This window comes from Streptomyces flavidovirens DSM 40150 (genome assembly GCF_000429085.1).
Classification (GTDB): Bacteria; Actinomycetota; Actinomycetes; order Streptomycetales; family Streptomycetaceae; genus Streptomyces; species Streptomyces flavidovirens.
The window spans coordinates 86,144-102,903 of sequence record NZ_AUBE01000024.1 but is presented as its reverse complement, the minus strand read 5'-3'; the positions used below and the strand labels follow the sequence as shown (position 1 = coordinate 102,903).

The following is a 16,760-nucleotide window of genomic DNA, read 5'->3' as shown; positions in this document are numbered from 1 at the left end:
CGACGGCGGCTACCGCCAGCACCTCGTCGAACATGCCGCCGCCCTCGGCATCGACATGGAAATCACCACCCGCACCCCCGGGACCAGGGGTTTCACCCCCATCCCGAAGCGGTGGGCGGTCGAGCGGACCTACGGCTGGCTCATGCTCCACCGCCGCCTGGCCCGCGACTACGAAACCCACCCACACCGCTCCGAAGCCATGATCCACCTCGCCATGACCGACCTCATGGCCCGCCGCCTCACCGGCGAGAACACCATCTCCTGGCGCGACCCGACACCAGCACATCAAAGCCGCATCCCAGGATGAAACAACAGGATGAAACGACCTCTTAGTCCCGCAGCCCCGGCGTACTAGATTCGCCCGTATGCGAATACTTCCTTGCGTCCTCACCGTCGCCGGATCCGACTCCGGCGGCGGTGCGGGCATCCAGGCGGACCTCAAGACGATGCTGGCCCTCGGCGTGCACGGCATGAGCGTGCTCACCGCCGTGACGGCGCAGAACTCCCTGGGTGTGCAAGGCGCCTGGGACCTGCCGGTGGAGGCCGTACGGGCCCAGTACCGCAGCGTCGTCGACGACATCGGCGTACAGGCCGTGAAGACCGGGATGCTGTCCTCGGCCGAACTCGTCGAGACGGTCGCGGAACTGCTCGCCGGCACCGACGCCCCGGTGGTCGTCGACCCGGTGGGCGTCTCCAAGCACGGCGACCCGCTGCTCGCCACGTCCGCCCTGGAATCGGTACGGACGAAGCTGCTGCCCACGGCGACCGTCGCCACCCCGAACCTCGACGAGGTGGCCCAGCTCACCGGCGTACGCGTGGAGTCCGAGGCGGGCCTGCGGCGGGCGGCCGGCGCGCTCCTCGAATTCGGGCCGCGCTGGGTGCTCGTCAAGGGCGGCCACCTGCCGGGCGACGCGGTTGACCTGCTGACCGACGGCACGGAGGAGCACTGGCTCCGGGCCCCCCGCCACGACAACCGGCACACGCACGGCACGGGCTGCACGCTGGCGTCCGCGATCGCATCGGGCCTGGCGAAGGGCCTCGACGTACCGCAGGCCGTGTCCGCGGCCAAGGAGTACGTGACCGAGGCCATCGCGGCCGGGTTCGCGCTGGGCGCTGGGATCGGCCCGGTCGACCACGGCTGGCGGCTCAGGAATAGTCCTTCAGCCTGATGTTGGTCGCCGCCCTCTCGGTGAGCTTCTTGAAGACTCCGGCGAGCAGGCGCGAACTCAGCATCCGGTACGCCCGGTCGCGCTGCCGGATCTTCTTCTCGGTGGGCGGCGCGAGGAACGGGCCCGCGTTGCCCGCGGTCTTCTGGCAGCCCTTGGCGAAGTCGCGTACCTCCGCCTCGTACGCCGCGAAGGCGGTGCGGTGGTCGCCGCGTGCGGCGGCGAGTTCGCCGGCCAGGGCGTAGGCGCAGACGACGGCCGCACCGGTCCCCATGCCGCCCATGGTCGCGCCGTAACCCGCATCGCCGATCAGAACCACCCTGCCCTTGGACAGCCGGTCGATGTGGATCTGCGCGATCGCGTCGAAGTACAGGCTGTCGGCGGCGTCGAGGGCGTCCAGCGCCATGGGCGTCTCCCACCCCATGTCCGCGAACTTCGCGGCGAGGATCTTCTTCTGCCGGCCGAGGTCGTCGCGGTCGTACGACAGGTGCTCGGAGGCGAAGACGAAGCCGGCGCCGGCCCGGTCGGGGTCGCCGTCGTAGTTGGCGATGGAGATCATGCGGCCCGGGTCGCTGTAGACGCGGGCGGTCCGGTCGAGGCCGAGGTGGTTGGGCATGTCGAAGCCGGCGACGTAGTAGCCGAGGTGGCGCAGGTACTGCGACTCGTCGCCGAAGGTGAGGCGGCGGGTGTTCGAGTGCAGCCCGTCGGCGCCGACGACGAGGTCGAAGCGGCGGGGGGCGCCGTGGTCGAAGGTGACGTCGATGCCGTCGGCGTCCTCGGTCATGGTGGCTACCGAGTCCCCGAAGACGTACTCGACGGTGTCCTTGGTGCGCTCGTACAGGATGGCGGCGAGATCCCCGCGGAAGATCTCCACGTCGCCGCTCATCATGGTGGAGGGCAGGTCGACGCGCGGGCTTCCGTCGATGTCGACGACGGTCTGCGTGCCCATGTGGGTCTGACGGCGGTGGACGTCGTCCCAGATGCCGAGCTCCTGGAGGACCCTGCGGTGGACGCGACCGCGGAAGTCGACGGCGAAACCGCCGGCGCGCAGGGCCGGTGCCTTTTCCACGACGGTGACGCGGGCGCCGTAACGGGCGAGCTGGAGGGCGAGGGCGGGGCCGGCGATGCTGGCGCCGGAGATCAGGACGTCGAGGTTGCGCAACTGCGTGGTCATGGGGCGAGCGTGACGCTCACCGCTTACCGCCCCCTTACCAACGGCTGACCGCAATGTGTGGCTCCGCCGCGTGGGGCGGCAAGCCCCCGGACGGGCTGGGCTTCCCTGGCGGTGGCCTGATGCTGCGCCACGGCTGAACTCCCGCACACGGCTACTTCCCGTACACGGCAACTTCCCGAGCGCGGCAAGCTTCGGTGAGCGGCAGCCCACCGGGGGGCGGTGGCTTTTGACCGCGCGGCGACCTTCCCCCCCGAGGCGGCGGCTTTTCCGGGCGCGGCCCTTCCCGCGGGCGCGGCCTTTCGGCGGGCGGCGCCTGGTTCCAGCCCGTCCGGCGTATGAGGACCGGGGTCCGGGGCGGAGCCTCGGTTAGGGGAAGGGGCGGGCGACGGAAAGACCCCCCAGCCCGCCCCGGAGCTCGCGCCCGTGCGCGTACGCCGTCTCGTACGTCCCGGGCGGCAGGCCCGCGCCGGCCCGGTCACGGACACGCGCCACATCCGGGTCCAGAGCGAGCGCCGCCCCGCGCAGCCCCTCCGCCGCGCCGAGCAGCCCGGCGGCGTCTTCGGCGGCGGCCAGGGACGCCATCGCCTCGGCCACCTCCGCCAGGTCGAGCCGCGACCCCGGCTGCTCCAGCGCCAGTTCCCGCGCCTGTCCGAACCAGTCCGCGGCCTCGTCGACACGGCCCTCGGCCCCGGCGGCCCGGCCCAGGCCGACAAAGATCCGCAGGGTCTCGCCCACGCTGAACCACGTCGCGGCCACAAGCTCCAGCGCCGCCCCGTAATGCTCTCGCGCCCCCGCGGTGTCACCGGCCAGGCGGGCCACGTCGCCCAGCCCGCGCAGGGCGCCCGCGACCTTGTCCGGGGCGCCGGCGCTGCGGGCCAGTTCCGCGGCGCGGTGGTACAGGCCGACCGCATCGGCCGGCTGCCCCGTGTGCAGCAGGACCGCCGCCCGGCGCATCAGCAGATCGGCCGTCTCCTCGGGCGCTTTCAGTTCTTGTACGAGCGCGAGCGCCTCGTCGAGCAGCGCCAGCGCCCGCTCGGCGTCGCCGCCCCAGTGCGCGAACATCGCCAGCGGATCAAGGGTGTTGACCATGCCCCAGCGGTCTCCGGCCGCCCGGAAGCTCTCCAGCGCCGCACCGAAGGCGGCTTCGGACGCCCCGGGCCGCCCGGCGAGCATCTCCTGGAAGCCGATCCCCATGTCGAGCACGGCCCCGGCCCACAGACCGTCACCCAGCCGCCCGCGCGCCCACTCGATGTCGCTGCTGAGCGGACCGCTCACCAGGGACCACAGCACGAGCGTGAACGGGAGCCGCAGCGGCTGAGCCAGGCCGGTCATCAGCGCGTCGGCGCGCTCTGTCAGCCCGTCGTCTCCCGGATCACCGCGCCCAGAGACGGCGTTGAACACGCACAGGACGTACTCCTCGACGAGCCCCTCGGGCGGCTCGGTCCCCACCGCCGCCAGCAGTTCGGCGGCGACCGCCACCAGCTCCCCCTGCCGGCCGCGCAGGCGCACGTACCAGGAGATCGCGGCCAGCAGCCGCAGCGCAGTGGCCGTCTCGCCGCGGCCCGGGCGCAGCGCCGCGAGCAGGTTGGCGTGGTCGGCGTCCAGCCGCACCAGCCACTCCAGTTGCGCGCCGCCGCGCAGGAACGGCTCGGCGGTCTCGGCCAGCTCCAGGAAGTACGCCGCGTGCGCCGCCCGAAGCACGCTTTCCTGCGCGGGTTCCCCCGCGAGACGCTCCGCGCAGAACACCCGGATGGTCTCCAGCATCCGGTACCGCCCGCCCGCCACCTCCACGAATGACTTCTCGGCGAGCGAGGCCAGCACCTCCTCGGCGTCGGGGACGCCACAGACCCGCGCGACCGCGTCGAGCGTCGCGCCTCCGGCGAAGACCGTCAGCCGCCGGGCCAGCAGCTGCTCCTCGTGGCCGAGCAGGTCCCAGCTCCACTCCACGACCGCGCGCAGCGTCCGGTGCCGTGGCGCCTTGGTGCGGTCGCCGCGCGACAGCAGCCTGAAGCGGTCGTCGAGGCGCGCCGCGATCTCTTCGACCGTGAGCGTACGCAGCCGGGCCGCAGCCAGTTCGATGGCGAGCGGCAGCCCGTCAAGGGCGGCGCAGATGTCCTCCACGCGCGCGTGGCCGTCGCTTTCCGGGCCGAAACCCGGGCGCACCGCCGCTGCCCGGTCGGTGAACAGCGCGACCGCGGACGCCGGTCCGAGGGGCGGCAGCGCGCACAGGGCCTCACCGGTGATGCCCAGCGCCTCCCGGCTGGTCGCCAGAACGCGCACACCCGGGCACGCACCGAGGAGCAGACCGGCGAGCCGCGCCGCGCCCTCGACCACGTGCTCACAGTTGTCCAGCAGAAGCAGCAGCTCGCGTCCTTCGAGCGCGGCCAGCAGCCGCTCCATGGCATCACCGGCGAACGTTTCCTGGAAGCCGCTTTCGCGCACCCCGAGAGCGGTCAGTACGGCGTACGGGAGCTGCGTCTCATCGGAGAGCGCCGCCAGTTCGACGTAACAGACCGTCCCCGCCCACCGCCCGGCCGCCTCCACCGCCAGCCGGGTCTTGCCCGCCCCGCCTGGCCCGGTCAGCGTCACCAGCCGCCCCGCGCCGAGCAGCCGGCCGATCCGCTCCAGCTCCTCGTCGCGCCCCACGAAACTGGTCAGCTGCGAGGGCACTTTGCTCGGAACTGTGGTCCGCGTGGCGGACTGCCCCCGCAGCAGCTCCAGGTGGAGCGCGGACAGCTCCGCCGAGGGATCGGCGCCGAGCTCGTCGGCGAGCGTGCGCCGGGCCTGCTCGTACACGGTGAGCGCCTCGGCCGGGCGGCCGCCCGCATGCAGCGCGCGCATCAGCTGCCCGTACAGACGCTCCCGCAGCGGGTGTACGGTGATCAGCCCCCGGAGCTCGGGCACGAGCCCGGGCCCACCGCCCAGCGCGAGATCGGCCTCGACGCGGTCCTGGATCGCGGCCAGCCGCAGCTCGTCCAGCCGGGCCGCCTGCGCATCCGCGAAGGGCAGCCCGGCCAGATCCGCGAGCACCGGCCCGCGCCACAGCCCGAGCGCCTCCCGCAGCAGCTCGGCCGCCCGTGCGTGATCTCCCTCGGCCAGCGCCCGGTGCCCCGCGCGGGACAGCCGCTCGAAGCGGTGCGCGTCCACGTCGTTCGGGTCCGCGACGAGCCGGTAGCCGGCCGGCAGCGACTCGATGGTTACGCCGAGACGCCTGCGCAGCCGGGACACCTGGGACTGGAGCGCGTTGGCGGCCCCGGCCGGCGGCTCGTCGCCGTACAGCCCGTCGGTCAGCCGGTCCGTGCCCACGGGCAGGCCAGCGTCCAGCGCCAGCAGCGCCAGGAGTGCGCGGGGGCGGGGGCCGCCCGGATCCAACGCGTCACCATCGGCGGAACGGACGTCGAGAGGACCCAGGATGGCGAAGCGCACGCGCCGATTCTGGCAGGTCACAGAGGTTCTGACAGGCTCAGGACATGAATCCGGACATAAAAAGAACCGGCCCACCGCGAGGGTGGACCGGTTCTTAAGCAACCAGCTAGGTGGCCGCGCTTGGCATACGTCAGCGCGAGACCTTGCCGGCCTTGATGCACGAGGTGCAGACGTTGAGCCGCTTCGGCGTCCGACCGACCACTGCACGCACGCGCTGGATGTTGGGATTCCAGCGACGAGACGTACGGCGGTGCGAGTGCGAAATGTTGTTGCCGAAGCCCGGCCCCTTGCCGCAGACGTCGCAGTTGGCAGCCACGGGTCACTCCAAAGACTTCAGGTGCACTTACAGTGGATCCCGGCATGCCGGGATCGAAGAATCGAGTGGCGTAGCCGGGGGAATGTCCCGATTTTCATCGGGCAACCGGAGCAGCATACATCGGCTGCTCCCGTAGAACGAAACTACCATGGCTCCGGAGGCTCCTCGCCCCGTCCCCTCGCGTCCGCCCCCGCCTCGGACGTGGCGCATCGCGCGACTACCCTGCGGTTCAACCCGCTCTCAAGGAGGACGCCAGGTGCCGCAGACCCTCGACGCCGTCGCGGTACGGGCCTGGTGCTCACTGGCCCTGGAGGCGCTGGGCAGAGCGCGCGAGGAAATCGACGCGATCAACGTCTATCCGGTCGCGGACGGGGACACCGGCACCAACCTCTATCTGACCGTGGAATCCGCCGTGCAGGCCGTCGAGGCGGTGTTCACCGCGCACGAGACCGTCACCGGCGCGGATGGTGTGCGGGCATCGGTTCCCGCTCTCGCGGACGCGGTACGGGCCATGGCGCACGGCGCGCTCATCGGCGCCCGGGGCAACTCGGGAACCATCCTGGCGCAGCTGCTGCGCGGCATGGCGCAGGTGCTCTGCGAGCAGGAGGCAGACGCCGAGGGGCTGCGCCGGGCGCTGCGCCGGGCCGCTGAATCGGCCTACCAGGCGGTCGCGCACCCCGTCGAGGGCACCGTCCTCACCGTCGCCACGGCGGCGGCGGCCGCCGCAGAGCGGACAGCGGGCGACGCCACCGAGGTGGTTCGCGCGGCGTACGAGGGGGCGCGCACCGCACTCGACGAGACCCCCCACCAGCTGGCGGTGCTCGGCCGCGCGGGCGTCGTCGACGCGGGAGGGCGGGGTCTGGTGGCGGTGCTCGGCGCGCTGGTCGAAGCGGTCTCGGGCGAGGCCGTCGCCGTACGCAAGAGGCAGGCGCCGGCGCCGCTGCCCGTGACGGACGACTGCCCGGCGGACGCGGAGTGGGCGGACGCGGCGCAGGAGGGGGGCCCGGCCTTCGAGGTGATCTACCTGCTGGAGGCGGACGACGCGGCGGTGGCCCGGCTGCGCACCCGGCTCGACGGGCTCGGGGACTCGCTCGTCGTCGTCGGCGGCGACGGCCTGTGGAACGTCCACGTGCACGTCGACGACGCGGGCGCCGCGGTGGAGGCGGGCGTCGATGCCGGCCGGCCGTACCGGATCCGCATCACGCACTTCGCCGCCGACCGGGTCGCGCCGCCCCGCGAACGGGCCCAGCGGGCGGTCGTCGCCGTCGTACCCGGCGAAGGGCTCGCGGGGCTCTGCGCCGAAGCCGGGGCCACGACTGTGCTCGCGCGCCCCGGGGAGCCGCCCGCGAGCGGGGAGCTGGCGGAGGCGATCCGGCGCGCCCACGCCCGCGAGGTCGTCCTGCTGCCGAACGACGCCGACCTGCGGCACACGGCGGCCGCGGCGGCGGAGCAGGTACGCGCGGAAGGGGTACGGGTCGCCCTCATCCCCACCCGCGCGGCGGTCCAGGGCATCGCGGCCCTCGCCGTGCACGAACCGGACCGGCGCTTCGACGAGGACGTCGTGGCGATGACGTCGGCGGCGGGCGCCACCCGCTACGGCGAACTGACCGTCGCGGAGCGGCAGTCGTGGACGATGGCCGGCATCTGCCAGGCCGGTGACGTGCTCGGCCTGATCGACGGCGACGTGGTCGTGATCGGATCCGACCTGACGGCGGCGGCCCGCACGGTCCTGGACCGGATGCTGGCGGCGGGCGGCGAGATGGTGACGCTGGTGCTGGGGGAGGAGGCGCCGGAGGGGCTGGCGGAGTACCTGGAGGCGCATGTCCGGGAGTCGCACCTGGCGGTGGACACGGTGACGTACGACGGCGGCGGCCAGTCTTCCCCGCTGCTGATCGGCGTCGAGTAGCGCTTCTCTTCCCCACCCCGCCCCTCCCCGAACTGTGGCTCCGCCCCAGACCCCGGTCCTCAAACGCCGGACGGGCTGGGTGCGCCGGGGGTGGTGCTTGGGCTCCGCCCAGGGCCCCGGTCTTCGAACGCCGGAGGGGCTGGGTGTGCCGGGTGTTGCCGGGGCTCCGCCCCGGACCCCGCTCCTCAAACGCCGGAGGGGCTGGATAGTGCCGCGAGCGGGGCGGAGCCCGCTGAGCGGCAGGGTCAGCCCGCACCGGCAGGCCCAGCCCGCACCGGTAGATCCAGCCGACCCGGAAAACCCAGCCCGTCCGGCGTTTGAGGACACGCCCGTAGGGCGGCGGGGGCCGGGGCTTGGCCCACGCGGCGGAGCCGCGAAGTGTCGCAGCGGGAAGGGGCGGGGTGGGGAAGAAACACCTCCGGCCGCCGGGGGACGTCGCCCACTGTCAGTGGTGTGGTGTGCAATGGATTCCGTGCCCGCGCTCGACGAACCACTCAAGAAGACGCTCGGCGGCACCACCGCGAAGGTGATGGCCGAGCACCTCGACCTGCACACGGTCGGTGACCTGCTGCACCACTACCCCCGGCGGTACGCCGAACGCGGCGAGCTGACCCAGCTCGCCGACCTCCCGCTCGACGAACACGCCACCGTCGTGGCGCAGGTCGCCGACGCGCGCGTCCTGCGGTTCGCCAACGGCAAGGGCCAGCGCCTGGAGGTGACTCTCACCGACGGCAGCGGACGGCTCCAGCTCGTCTTCTTCGGCAAGTCGATCTACCACCACCAGAAGGAACTGCTGCCGGGCCGCCGCGGCATGTTCTCCGGCAAGGTCGGCATGTTCCGCAACACCCGCCAGCTGTCCCACCCGGCGTACGAAATGCTCGGCAAGGACAGCGGCGCCGACGCCGTAGAGGCCTGGGCGAACCAGCTGATCCCGCTCTACCCCGCCTGCGCCCAGATGGAGAGCTGGAAGATCGCCAAGACGATCGACCTGGTTCTGGCCTCCATGGAGGCCACCGGCTGGCAGGAGATCGCCGACCCCCTGCCGCCCGCCCTGCGCGAGGGCCGCGGGCTCACCGACCTGCCCGACGCGTTCCGCAAGGTCCACCGGCCGCGTACGAAGGCGGACATCGCCCAGGCACGGGACCGGCTGAAGTGGGACGAGGCGTTCGTACTCCAAGTCGCGCTCGCCCGGCGCCGGTTCGCGGACACCCAGCTCCCGGCCGTCGCCCGCCGCCCCGCCCCCGGCGGCCTGCTCGACGCCTTCGACGCCAAGCTGCCGTTCACCCTCACCGACGGCCAGCAGAACGTCTCCAAGGAGATCTTCGACGACCTGGCGACCGAGCACCCTATGCACCGCCTCCTCCAGGGCGAGGTCGGATCGGGTAAGGCGCAGCCGCTCGACTCGCTGGTGCTGACACCCAGCGGCTTCAAACGAATGGGGGATATTGCTGTAGGTGACGAGATTGTTGTCCCGACAGGAGAGGTCTCCTTCGTGGACGGGGTGTTTCCGCAAGGAGAACGCGACGTCTGGCGCCTCTTGCTGTCGGACGGCAGCTCCGTCGAGTGCGATGACGAGCACCTGTGGATCGTCGGTACGAGCTGTGCTTGGCATCGCGGCGAGAAACCCAAGGTCATGACGACCCGAGAAATCAGAGCGGACACCTTCAAGGCCAACGGTTCCTCGAAGTGGTATGTGCCGTGCGCGGTTGCAGCGGACCTCGACTGCGGTGAGCGACTTCCGCTCGATCCCTACTTGCTCGGCGTGCTTCTAGGAGATGGCTCGTTCCGCCACAACTTGCGACTTTCTACGGCCGATGACGAGATCCGGGCTGCTGTTGAGGCCATCGTGGAGCCTGATTGCACTTTGGTGCCAGTGCCGGGTTCCACCTGCGACTTCACTGTCAGAATGACCGCGCCGAGAGGCGGAACACGTAGGAATCCGGTAATTCAGGCCGTTCGGGAGTTGGGCCTGTGGGGCGCCGCATCCCATGACAAGTTCGTCCCCAAGGCGTACCTGAACACATCCGTGAAGGAGCGGCTGGCGCTCCTGCAAGGACTCATGGACACGGACGGCACGATTCAGGCTGGCGGAATGAGCATCTCGTTCCGTTCCGCATCCCGAACACTGGCTGATGACGTGGCGTGGCTGGTGCGCTCGTTGGGAGGCCGGGCGCGAGTGCTGCCCAAGAAGGAGGCTTTCAATGTCTCCGTTGCCCTCCCGGAGGAGTACGCACCGTGCAGGTTGTCCCGGAAGCTCAGCCGCATGCGATCTCGACCCAAATACAACACCTTCCGCAGAGGAATCCGCGCTGTCGAGTACGTCGGCAAGAAGCCGGTTCAGTGCATCAGCGTCAGGCACCCAAGCCACAGCTATGTCACAGACAACTTCACGGTGACCCACAACACCATGGTCGCCCTGCGCGCCATGCTCACCGTCGTCGACGCGGGCGGCCAGGCCGCGATGCTCGCGCCCACCGAGGTGCTCGCCCAGCAGCACCACCGGTCGATCACCGAGATGATGGGCGAGCTGGCCGAGGGCGGCATGCTCGGCGGCGCCGAGCAGGGCACCAAGGTCGTGCTGCTCACCGGTTCCATGGGCATGCCCGCCCGCCGTCAGGCCCTGCTCGACCTGGTCACCGGCGAGGCGGGCATCGTCATCGGTACGCACGCGCTGATCGAGGACAAGGTGCAGTTCCACGATCTGGGTCTCGTCGTCGTCGACGAACAGCACCGCTTCGGCGTCGAACAGCGCGACGCCCTGCGCTCGAAGGGCAAGCAGCCCCCGCACCTGCTGGTGATGACGGCGACCCCCATCCCGCGCACGGTCGCGATGACCGTCTTCGGCGACCTGGAGACCTCGGTCCTCGACCAGCTCCCGGCCGGCCGCTCGCCCATCGCCACCCACGTCGTCCCGGCCAAGGACAAGCCGCACTTCCTCGCCCGCGCGTGGGAGCGCGTGCGCGAAGAAGTGGAGAACGGGCATCAGGCGTACGTCGTGTGCCCGCGCATCGGCGACGACGAGGACGACCCCAAGGGGCCCAAGGGGGGCAGGAAGAAGGCCGCCGCCGCGGACGAGGACCCCGAGAAGCGGCCGCCGCTCGCCGTCCTGGAGATCGCCGAGCAGATCGCCGCGGGTCCGCTGAAGGGCCTGCGCGTCGAGGTCCTGCACGGGCGGATGCAGCCCGACGACAAGGACGACGTGATGCGCCGCTTCTCCGCCGGGGAGGTGGACGTCCTGGTCGCCACCACGGTCATCGAGGTCGGCGTGAACGTTCCCAACGCCACCGCGATGGTGATCATGGACGCCGACCGGTTCGGCGTATCGCAGCTGCACCAGCTACGCGGCCGGGTGGGCCGTGGCTCGGCCCCGGGGCTGTGCCTGCTGGTCAGCGAGATGCACGAGGCGAGCCCGGCCCGCGCCCGGCTGTCCGCCGTCGCCGCGACCCTCGACGGCTTCGAGCTCTCCCGTATCGACCTCGAACAGCGCCGCGAGGGCGACGTACTCGGCCAGGCCCAGTCCGGTGTCCGGTCGTCCCTGCGGATGCTCGCCGTCATCGACGACGAGGAGGTCATCGTGGCGGCCCGCGAGGAGGCCGTAGCCGTCGTCAACGACGACCCCGAGCTGCGACGGCTGCCGGAGCTGCGCACCGCTCTCGACGCCCTGCTCGACAAGGAGAGGGAGCAGTACCTCGACAAGGGCTGACAATGGGTGCAACAGCATCCACGTACGCCCCCACGGCGGCACCCGACCCTAGGAACCGACACCCATGACCCGCGTGATCGCCGGCACGGCCGGCGGACGCCGCCTGGCCGTCCCGCCGGGCAATGGCACCCGCCCCACATCCGACCGCGCGCGTGAGGGCATGTTCTCCACCTGGGAGTCGCTGCTCGGCACGCTCGAGGGCATCAGGGTCGCCGACCTGTACGCGGGCTCGGGCGCCGTGGGCCTGGAAGCGTTGTCGCGCGGCGCCGTGCACGCCCTGCTGGTCGAGGCCGACAGCCGGGCCGCCCGCACCGTCCGGGACAACGTCCGCACCCTGGGCCTGCCCGGCGCCGAAGTCCGGGCGGGCAAAGCGGAGCAGATCATCACAGGTCCGGCGCCCGAGACGCCGTACGACGTGGTGTTCCTCGACCCGCCGTACGCCGTCACCGACGACGATCTTCGGGAGATCCTCCTCACACTCCGCACCCAGGGCTGGCTTGCGGACGATGCCGTGGCCACCGTGGAGCGCAGCACAAGAGGTGGAGAATTCAACTGGCCCAAGGGATTTGAGCCACTGCGGGCCCGTCGCTACGGCGAGGGGACGCTTTGGTACGGTCGCGCCGCCTCTACGTGCGAAGACGCACGATGACCGGACCGGAGAGCGAGGGACTACAGATGCGCCGCGCAGTCTGTCCCGGGTCATTCGACCCGATCACCAATGGACATCTCGACATCATTGCCCGCGCCTCCAAGCTGTACGACGTCGTACACGTCGCGGTGATGATCAACCAGTCCAAGCAGGGACTGTTCACGATCGAGGAGCGGATCGACCTGATCCGCGAGATCACCGCCGAGTTCGGCAACGTCGAGGTCGAGTCCTTCCACGGCCTCCTCGTCGACTTCTGCAAGGAGCGCGACATCCCGGCCATCGTGAAGGGGCTGCGCGCGGTCAGCGACTTCGACTACGAGCTCCAGATGGCCCAGATGAACAACGGCCTCTCGGGTGTCGAGACCCTGTTCGTCCCCACCAACCCCACCTACAGCTTCCTCTCCTCCAGCCTGGTCAAGGAGGTCGCGGCCTGGGGCGGCGACGTCTCCCACCTGGTCCCCCCGAGGGTTCTGGGCGCGCTCACCGAGCGTCTCGCGAAGAAGTGACAATCTGACGGAACGTCACCAGGTGTCGGCCGGTGGCCGACTGCCCGTACAGTCGTCCCGTCCGTCTCCAGCCGGAAGAACAGGTGGCGAGCACACGGTGGACGTGCAGAAGAAGCTCGACGAGATCGTCGAAGCGGTGGGCAGCGCCCGGTCCATGCCCATGTCGGCCTCGTGCGTGGTCAACCGCACCGATCTGCTTTCGATGCTCGAAGAGGTACGCCAGGCCCTGCCCGGCTCCCTCGCGCAGGCGCAGGAGCTGATCGGCGGCCACGAGCAGATCACCGAGCAGGCCCGCCAGGAGGCCGAGCGCATCATCGAGTCCGCGCACGCCCAGCGCGGCTCCCTCATCTCCGACACCGAGGTCGTCCGCCGCTCCCAGGAAGAGGCCGACCGCATCCTCGACGAGGCCCGCCGGGACGCCGAGGAGATCCGCGCCGAGGCCGACGAGTACGTCGACTCCAAGCTCGCGAACTTCGAAGTCGTCCTCACCAAGACCCTCGGCTCCGTCGACCGCGGCCGCGAGAAGCTGCTCGGCCGCGGCCCCGGCCTCGACGACCAGGGTTACGCCGATGAAGAGGCCCCCGAGCGCAGCCACGACCCGGAGACCCTGCGCCGGCGCGCGGACGAGTACGTCGACACCAAGCTCGGTGCCTTCGAGGCCGTGCTCTCCAAGACCCTCGAAGCGGTCGGCCGCGGCCGGCAGAAGCTGCACGGGCGGGTGGCGACGGACGAGCTCGGCGCGCACATGCTGGCCCAGGACGAAGCCGGACAGCAGCACAGCAGCGACGCGGACTTCCTCGCCGACCTGGCGGAGCCGCAGGCCGTGCAGCAGCACGCCCAGCAGGCCCCCGTGCCGGTGCCGGAGCAGCCGCACATTCCCGCGCAGCAGCCGTACGACCCGTACGCGTACCAGCAGCCGCAACAGCAGCAGGACCCTTACGCCTACCAGCAGCCCCAGGACCCCTACGCCGCTCAGCAGCCGGATCCGTACGCCTACCAGCAGCAGGACCCCTACGCCTACCAGCAGCAGGGCTACGACCAGGGGCAGGGCTACGGCCAGCACGCGCAGCCGGCCGGACAGGTGCCCCATCAGCAGGCGGCTCTCGACGAGACCAGCCTGTTCGACACGAGCATGATCGACCTCGACCGGCTGCGGGAGTACGAGCAGGGGCGGTAGGGACCGATTGGGCCCTGAGCGAAGCGTCAAGTATCCTGGCTCTTCGGTCGCGCGTATGCCCGCGATCACGGCTGCCCGCTTCGCCTTCGCGACAGCGACACGACGGCCCACCACAGCGAACCGAAAGCAGGAAGACCCCTGAACGCCCACCTCGACCACCGCAACCCCCTCGTGTTCGACACGCACGAGCTGGGTCGGCGTCCCGGTGCGCTCCAGCGGCTGACCCGCTCGGTAGCGGCTCCCAAGGACTTCGGTCTGGACGGGGTCATCGGCGTGCCCGAGGGCGCACCGATCAATCTCAGGCTCCGCCTCGAATCCGTCATGGAAGGGGTGCTTGTCACAGGCACCGCCCGTGCGACGGCCGAGGGGGAGTGCGTAAGGTGTCTGGAGCCGCTGGAGCTCGACGTTGCAGCGGACTTCCAGGAGATGTTCTCGTACCCTGCCGCCGATGACCGGGGCCGCTCCAAAGCGGAACCGGCCGACGACGACGAGGACGACGAGGACACGCTCTACCTCGAGGAAGGTCTGTTCGACCTCGAGTCCGTGCTGCGTGATGCGGTAGTGCTCGCACTGCCGATGCAGCCGGTGTGCCGGGAGGACTGCCCCGGCCTGTGCCCGCAGTGCGGGATCAGGCTGGACGAGAACCCCGATCACAACCATGACGCCGTCGACATTCGATGGGCGGCACTGCAAGGACTCGCCGGGACCAACCAGGACGGCGAGAAGGACAACATTGGCGACGCCGCCGAGTCGGGCGTCGACGAGAAGCAGGAGAAGTAGCCGTGGCTGTTCCGAAGCGGAAGATGTCGCGCAGCAACACGCGCCACCGCCGGTCGCAGTGGAAGGCTGCGGTCCCCACCCTGGTTTCGTGTGAGCGTTGCCAGGAGCCGAAGCTCCAGCACATCGCGTGCCCGAGCTGCGGCACGTACAACAAGCGCCAGGTCCTCGAGGTCTGAGCGGCTGGTGAGAGGCACGATGTCTGACGCCAAGGCGGACAACGCCAAAATGACGGCGGAGAACACGGCCTCGTCCCACACGCTTCTGGAAGGGCGGCTCGGGTATCAGCTCGAGTCCGCCCTTCTGGTGCGCGCGCTGACCCACCGTTCGTACGCGTACGAGAACGGCGGTCTGCCCACCAACGAGCGCCTGGAGTTCCTCGGGGACTCCGTGCTCGGCCTGGTGGTCACCGACACGCTGTACCGGACCCACCCCGATCTGCCGGAAGGCCAGCTGGCCAAACTGCGGGCCGCGGTGGTCAACTCTCGTGCACTCGCGGAGGTGGGCCGCGGCCTCGAACTCGGCTCCTTCATCCGGCTCGGCCGGGGCGAAGAGGGCACGGGTGGCAGGGACAAGGCATCCATCCTCGCCGACACCCTTGAAGCGGTGATCGGCGCGGTCTATCTCGATCAGGGTCTCGCAGCCGCATCGGAACTGGTGCACCGGCTCTTCGATCCGCTGATCGAGAAGTCTTCGAGCCTCGGTGCGGGCCTGGACTGGAAGACCAGTCTCCAGGAACTCACCGCGAGCGAGGGTCTCGGTGTCCCCGAGTACCTCGTCTCGGAGACCGGGCCCGATCACGAGAAGACCTTCACTGCTGCTGCCCGCGTCGGTGGTGTCTCGTACGGCACCGGCACCGGCCGCAGCAAGAAGGAAGCGGAACAGCAGGCGGCGGAGTCCGCGTGGCGCGCTATTCGCGCGGCCGCGGACGAGCGCGCGGCGGCGGCCGAGGCCGCGGCCGCGGCGACGCCCGTGAAGGCCACGGCCGACGAAGTGACGCCGTCGGCCCGGGCCACCGCCTGAGTCACCCACGCTGTACCGCTGTTCCCCCTGCCGGAATCCGGCAGGGGGCACAGCGGTATGCTGCCTCCGTGCCCGAGCTCCCCGAAGTCGAAGTCGTACGACGCGGGCTGGAGCGCTGGGTCACCGGCCGCACCGTCTCCGAGGTGCAGGTCCTGCACCCGCGGGCCGTACGCCGCCACCTCGCCGGCGGCGAGGATTTCGCCGTACGCCTCAAGGGGCACCGCGTCGGGGCCGCGCGCCGCCGCGGCAAGTACCTGTGGCTGCCGCTGGAGGACACCGCCGCCTCCGTCCTCGGCCACCTCGGAATGAGCGGCCAGCTGCTCGTACAGCCGGAGTCCGCCCCCGACGAGAAGCACCTGCGCATCCGTGTCCGCTTCGACGACGATTTCCGTACGGAATTGCGCTTCGTGGACCAGCGCACCTTCGGCGGACTGTCGCTGCACGACAATTCCCCGGACGGGCTCCCCGACGTCATCGCACACATCGCACGCGACCCCCTGGACCCGGCCTTCGACGACGCCGCGTTCTGTACGGCGCTGCGCCTGCGCCGTACGACCATCAAGCGCGCTCTGCTCGACCAGTCGCTGATCAGCGGCGTCGGCAACATCTACGCGGACGAGGCGCTGTGGCGCGCGCGGCTGCACTACGAGCGCCCCACCGCGACCATCACGCGCCCCCGCGCGGCGGAACTCCTCGGCCATGCGCGGGACGTGATGAACGCCGCGCTCGCCGTGGGCGGCACCAGCTTCGACAGCCTCTACGTGAACGTGAACGGCGAATCGGGCTACTTCGAGCGGTCCCTGGACGCGTACGGGCGGGAGGACGAGCCCTGCCGCCGCTGCGGCACGGCGATGCGCCGACGCCCCTGGATGAACCGCTCCAGCTACTTCTGCCCGCGCTGCCAGCGCCCGCCCGTCTCCCGCCGCCCTCAGTAGAG

The 16,760-nt window shown here is 70.9% G+C and carries 14 protein-coding genes; 11 read left to right on the top strand and 3 right to left on the bottom strand.

Annotated elements, in window-relative coordinates; genetic code table 11:
* Both G412_RS0125665 and thiD read left to right on the top strand, forming a co-directional pair.
* A partial coding sequence (locus tag G412_RS0125665; RefSeq protein WP_028814588.1) for an IS5/IS1182 family transposase occupies positions 1–307 on the top strand: 307 nt, incomplete at its 5' end.
* A gap of 58 nt (positions 308–365) precedes the next feature.
* Positions 366–1,169, top strand: a complete 804-nt coding sequence (gene thiD / locus G412_RS0125660; RefSeq protein WP_208857931.1) for a bifunctional hydroxymethylpyrimidine kinase/phosphomethylpyrimidine kinase — start codon at positions 366–368, stop codon at positions 1,167–1,169.
* Here the strand turns inward: thiD and G412_RS0125655 are convergent.
* The 3 genes from G412_RS0125655 to rpmB form a co-directional block, all read right to left on the bottom strand.
* Positions 1,147–2,340: an FAD-dependent monooxygenase gene (locus G412_RS0125655; RefSeq protein ID WP_028814586.1), complete on the bottom strand. Its 1,194-nt coding sequence runs from the start codon at positions 2,338–2,340 to the stop codon at positions 1,147–1,149. The genes thiD and G412_RS0125655 overlap by 23 nt on opposite strands.
* A 366-nt stretch (positions 2,341–2,706) precedes the next feature.
* Positions 2,707–5,766, bottom strand: coding sequence for an ATP-binding protein (locus G412_RS35950; RefSeq protein WP_037649875.1), 3,060 nt, complete (start codon positions 5,764–5,766; stop codon positions 2,707–2,709).
* Between the two features lie 130 nt (positions 5,767–5,896).
* On the bottom strand, positions 5,897–6,082 hold the full coding sequence (gene rpmB / locus G412_RS0125645; RefSeq protein WP_003957616.1) for a 50S ribosomal protein L28: 186 nt from the start codon (positions 6,080–6,082) through the stop codon (positions 5,897–5,899).
* A gap of 148 nt (positions 6,083–6,230) precedes the next feature.
* On the opposite strand from rpmB, the gene G412_RS0125640 reads away from it, so the two are divergent.
* The 9 genes from G412_RS0125640 (at position 6,231) to mutM (ending at position 16,758) form a co-directional block, all read left to right on the top strand.
* Complete coding sequence (locus G412_RS0125640; RefSeq protein ID WP_078607366.1) at positions 6,231–7,988, top strand: DAK2 domain-containing protein; 1,758 nt, start codon at positions 6,231–6,233, stop codon at positions 7,986–7,988.
* 463 nt (positions 7,989–8,451) lie between these two features.
* On the top strand, positions 8,452–11,691 hold the full coding sequence (locus tag G412_RS0125635) for a helicase-related protein (RefSeq protein WP_028814584.1): 3,240 nt from the start codon (positions 8,452–8,454) through the stop codon (positions 11,689–11,691).
* Between the two features lie 64 nt (positions 11,692–11,755).
* Positions 11,756–12,340 carry a 16S rRNA (guanine(966)-N(2))-methyltransferase RsmD gene (gene rsmD, locus G412_RS0125630; protein ID WP_028814583.1) on the top strand — a complete coding sequence of 195 codons (585 nt, stop codon included), beginning with the start codon at positions 11,756–11,758 and terminating at the stop codon, positions 12,338–12,340.
* Between the two features lie 26 nt (positions 12,341–12,366).
* Entirely contained in the window at positions 12,367–12,846 is a 480-nt protein-coding gene (gene coaD / locus G412_RS0125625; protein ID WP_208857930.1) for a pantetheine-phosphate adenylyltransferase, read from the top strand.
* A 97-nt stretch (positions 12,847–12,943) separates the two neighbouring features.
* Positions 12,944–14,023 carry an ATP synthase F0 subunit B gene (locus tag G412_RS0125620; RefSeq protein ID WP_028814581.1) on the top strand — a complete coding sequence of 360 codons (1,080 nt, stop codon included), beginning with the start codon at positions 12,944–12,946 and terminating at the stop codon, positions 14,021–14,023.
* A gap of 138 nt (positions 14,024–14,161) precedes the next feature.
* The gene (locus G412_RS0125615) at positions 14,162–14,803 is read left to right on the top strand and encodes a YceD family protein (RefSeq protein WP_028814580.1); all 642 of its coding nucleotides are present in this window, start codon (positions 14,162–14,164) and stop codon (positions 14,801–14,803) included.
* A gap of 2 nt (positions 14,804–14,805) precedes the next feature.
* Positions 14,806–14,979, top strand: a complete 174-nt coding sequence (rpmF, locus tag G412_RS0125610; protein ID WP_003965982.1) for a 50S ribosomal protein L32 — start codon at positions 14,806–14,808, stop codon at positions 14,977–14,979.
* 19 nt (positions 14,980–14,998) lie between these two features.
* Positions 14,999–15,823, top strand: coding sequence for a ribonuclease III (rnc, locus tag G412_RS0125605; protein WP_028814579.1), 825 nt, complete (start codon positions 14,999–15,001; stop codon positions 15,821–15,823).
* 68 nt (positions 15,824–15,891) lie between these two features.
* Positions 15,892–16,758, top strand: coding sequence for a bifunctional DNA-formamidopyrimidine glycosylase/DNA-(apurinic or apyrimidinic site) lyase (mutM, locus tag G412_RS0125600; RefSeq protein ID WP_028814578.1), 867 nt, complete (start codon positions 15,892–15,894; stop codon positions 16,756–16,758).
* Positions 16,759–16,760 lie beyond the last annotated feature (2 nt).